Origin of the sequence: Hydrogenovibrio sp. 3SP14C1 (assembly GCF_029625905.1) — a bacterium.
Lineage (GTDB): Bacteria > Pseudomonadota > Gammaproteobacteria > Thiomicrospirales > Thiomicrospiraceae > Hydrogenovibrio.
Map to the genome: position 1 here is coordinate 1 of NZ_JARTLM010000018.1, position 3,696 is coordinate 3,696.

General features: G+C 41.1%; 4 protein-coding genes and 1 tRNA gene. All 5 read left to right on the forward strand.

Translation table 11 applies throughout. From position 1 onward, the window contains the following. Positions 1 to 880: biotin--[acetyl-CoA-carboxylase] ligase (locus P8629_RS11420; RefSeq protein ID WP_278166257.1), on the forward strand; the 880-nt coding region annotated here is incomplete at its 5' end. Position 881: 1 nt separating this feature from the next. Further along, complete coding sequence (locus P8629_RS11425; RefSeq protein ID WP_278166258.1) at positions 882 to 1,628, forward strand: type III pantothenate kinase; 747 nt, start codon at positions 882 to 884, stop codon at positions 1,626 to 1,628. A 46-nt stretch (positions 1,629 to 1,674) separates the two neighbouring features. Further along, positions 1,675 to 1,750: transfer RNA gene (locus P8629_RS11430), tRNA-Thr, on the forward strand. Between the two features lie 118 nt (positions 1,751 to 1,868). Continuing rightward, complete coding sequence (fabA, locus tag P8629_RS11435) at positions 1,869 to 2,384, forward strand: 3-hydroxyacyl-[acyl-carrier-protein] dehydratase FabA (RefSeq protein WP_278166259.1); 516 nt, start codon at positions 1,869 to 1,871, stop codon at positions 2,382 to 2,384. Position 2,385: 1 nt separating this feature from the next. Then, positions 2,386 to 3,606, forward strand: coding sequence for a beta-ketoacyl-ACP synthase I (gene fabB / locus P8629_RS11440; protein WP_278166260.1), 1,221 nt, complete (start codon positions 2,386 to 2,388; stop codon positions 3,604 to 3,606). Positions 3,607 to 3,696: the final 90 nt, after the last annotated feature.

Consider the following 3,696-nt stretch of genomic DNA (forward strand, 5'->3'; position numbering starts at 1 on the left):
GCATGTGAGAGTAGGTCATCCCCAAGCTTATATTCCTAAAAGCCCGTATGTGTTCAATCACTACGGGCTTTTTTTTTGCGCTCCTTATGGAAATACTCCATACTATTCTTTTGTCTTTTGGGACCTTTTGATGGCAGTTCAGTTAACCCCGTATCAAGTTATTGAGTTCGATGAAATCGATTCAACGAGTGGCTTTTTAAAATCTCAACTTCAACTAGGTGAATTAAAAGGCTATTCATTTTGTATTGCTCGGAAACAAACACAAGGCTATGGCCAACGAGGCAGGCAATGGATTCATTCCGACCAATCATTAGCTTTTTCATTATCTGTTCCGTTTGATTTAGACATTCATCGCTTCAGTTACCTAAGTTCTTCCGTGGCATTACTTCTTCGGAACTGTTTGGCACGACATTCATCGCTTGAATATAAGGTGAAATGGCCAAATGATATCTTTGTTGATGAAGGAAAAGTTGCGGGTTCTTTGTTAGAAATGGTTAGAAATAAAAAAACCAAGGAAGCCTATTTGGTTCTTGGTATTGGTATTAACTTATCGAATGTGTCTGCTGAAAAGGATACATTTCACTCAAGTTGGATTTCAGATTTAAATCGGGATGCATTTTTAACGGATTTTGGTAAGGCCATTTACACATTATTTATTCAGGCAAAAGATTCCTTAGCCTTCAAGCCTGAAGAATGGTCCAAATATGATTTTTTTAGCCCGAATCAGCCAGTGATTGTGTATCATAGCGACCATTATGAAGTCGGTCTATATAAAGGGTTAACCAACTCAGCAGAAGTACAGGTAGAGATTGATGGAAGGGTTGATTGCTATCAATCTGGAGCAATTTCCATTAGACCCATAACAAGTGAACAAACGTAATATGTTGATATTTTTTGAACTCGGTAACAGCCAACTTAAAGCAGCAATAATTGTAAAAGGAAATTATCAGTTTCTTGGTAGTGTTCGACATGAAGCTATCCATTCAGGAGAGTTTGTCGAGTCATTTCAATTAAATGGTCACAAAGCCTCAGCCGTATATGTAAGCTCAGTCGCGCCTTCTGAACTTAATGCCGTTTTGACTGAAGTGATACAGCAAAATTTTAAGCTATATCCAACTTTTTTAGCCACACAGCCCAGCTGCTGTGGAATTGAGTGTGGATATGAAGCATTTGATCAATTTGGTGTAGATCGTTGGATGGCTATCATTGGGGCTTGCTCAACTTCAAATAAGCCAACCTTTATTGTTGATGCAGGCACAGCTTTAACCGTTGATGCAGTCATTGATAAGAAGCATATCGGCGGTTTTATTGTCCCTGGTTTAGGATTGATGCGAGATTCTTTATTACACAATACCGCCTTGAATAAACAGTCATTGGTGTTAGAGTCTAATCAAGATGGGTTACTGGCAAAAGATACAGCTGGTGGCATCATGGGGGGCACTCTTTATATGCTGGGTTCTTACCTTAATAGCTTGTTGGCAGACCTAGAGTTGGAAACGGGTCGAAAATTTGATTGTATTGGGACAGGTGGTGATTTCTTGTCATTAAAACCCGTTTTAGATAAGTCGTATAGCTATGTTGAAGATTTAACCCTGCGTGGGATGAAAGAAGTTATAGAAAGTTTATAAAAAGGGTTGACATAAATCATCAACAATCTATAATACGCCGCATTCAGCCGAAATAGCACAACTGGTAGTGCAACTGATTTGTAATCAGTAGGTTGGGGGTTCAAGTCCCTCTTTCGGCACCATATTCAAAGCCCGCATTCCAAAAAGGAATAGCGGGCTTTTTTGTATGTAGTAATTGCGTTGTAATGAAAATCCCTCTACTGTTATAATATAGTCAAATTTTATAAATCTGGAAAATAAATGGAACAGCAGTCTAGCTATAATAAAGAAGAACTTTTATCCTGTGGGCGCGGAGAATTATTCGGCCCAGGTAATGCACAACTTCCTTTGCCACCAATGTTGATGTTTGATCGTATCACTCATATTTCAGAAGAAGGTGGTGCTTATGGCAAGGGTGAAATTCGTGCCGAGCTAGATGTGAAGAAAGACTTATGGTTCTTTGAATGCCACTTTAATGATGATCCCGTTATGCCGGGTTGTTTAGGCTTAGATGCTATGTGGCAACTGATCGGTTTCTTCTTGGGGTGGACTGGCGGTCCAGGAAGAGGTAGAGCATTAGGTTCGGGTGAAGTAAAATTCTATGGTCAGGTATTACCAACAGCTAAAAAAGTTGAATATGTCATCAATATGAAACGAGTCATCAAACGTAAGCTTTACATGGGGATTGGTGATGCTCACTTATATGTTGATGGGCGAGAAATTTACTCAGCTGATGACTTAAAAGTTGGTTTGTTTACAAATACGGATAATTTTTAAAATGAAAAGAGTCGTTATTACAGGTCTAGGTGTTGTTTCAAGTTTAGGAAACAACAAAGAAGAAGTTACAGATTCTCTACGCAGTGGACGTTCAGGAATTGTTTATGCGCCTGAATATGAAGAAAATGGCCTTAGATCACACGTGCATGGTGCTGTTAAAAACTTAGATTTTGCAGAGCATATCAACCGTAAGAGTTTGCGTTTTATGGGTGATGCCGCAGCGTATACTTACATTGCGATGGACCAGGCAGTTAAAGATTCAGGTTTGACAGAAGATCAAGTCTCGAATGCTCGTACTGGTCTTGTTGCAGGTTCTGGTGGTGGTTCTAACTCAAATTCGACCCAAGCAGTCGAAGTTGCTCGTGAGAAAGGAGTTAAGCGTGTAGGACCTTATATGGTTACCAGAACCATGGGATCAACGGTATCGGCCTGCTTAGCGACACCCTTCAAGATTAAAGGGATTAACTACTCGATCAGTTCGGCTTGTTCGACGTCGGCACACTGTATTGGTACAGCGGTAGAACAAATACAGCTAGGTAAACAAGACGTTGTCTTTGCTGGTGGTGGTGAAGAACTCCACTGGACGATGTCGGTTTTATTCGATGCAATGGGTGCGCTCTCAACAAAATACAATGCAACACCAGAAAAAGCTTCTCGTGCTTATGATTCGGATCGTGATGGTTTTGTTATTGCTGGCGGCGGCGGTATGGTGGTCGTTGAAGAACTTGAGCATGCTTTAGCCCGTGGCGCGAAGATTTATGCAGAGATTACTGGTTATGGTGCCAACTCTGATGGTTATGATATGGTCGCGCCGTCTGGTGAAGGGGCTGTGCGTTGTATGAACCTTGCCCTGTCTACCGTGAAAGGTGATGTTGATTATATCAACCCGCACGGGACTTCTACTCCGGTTGGCGACACCAAAGAAGCGGCAGCCATTCGTGAGGTGTTTGGTGCTAAAGTGCCTAAAATCAGCTCTACCAAATCAATGTCTGGACATTCATTAGGGGCAGCGGGTGTGCATGAATTCATTTACAGTCTGATGATGCTGGAAAATGATTTTATTGCGCCATCTATCAATATTGAAACGATGGATCCTGAGTGTGAAGGCATGCCAATTGTTACTGAGCTTCAGGAAAATGCTGGGCTGACGCGTATGATGAGTAACAGTTTCGGGTTTGGCGGAACCAATGCCTCATTGGTGTTTGAAAAGTATAAAGGCTAAGAAAGCTCTTAACTCATACATTCAACTCGTAAGTGCAACGTTCTTATTCCAAAACACTTCATTTGGTGTTTTGTATCCTAAACACTTTCT

Excerpts from the sequence above, each read along its gene's own strand:
- P8629_RS11425 (WP_278166258.1), top strand. The coding sequence starts at position 882 with ATGTTGATATTTTTTGAACTCGGTAACAGCCAACTTAAAGCAGCAATA.
- fabA (WP_278166259.1), top strand. The coding sequence starts at position 1,869 with ATGGAACAGCAGTCTAGCTATAATAAAGAAGAACTTTTATCCTGTGGG.
- fabB (WP_278166260.1), top strand. The coding sequence starts at position 2,386 with ATGAAAAGAGTCGTTATTACAGGTCTAGGTGTTGTTTCAAGTTTAGGA.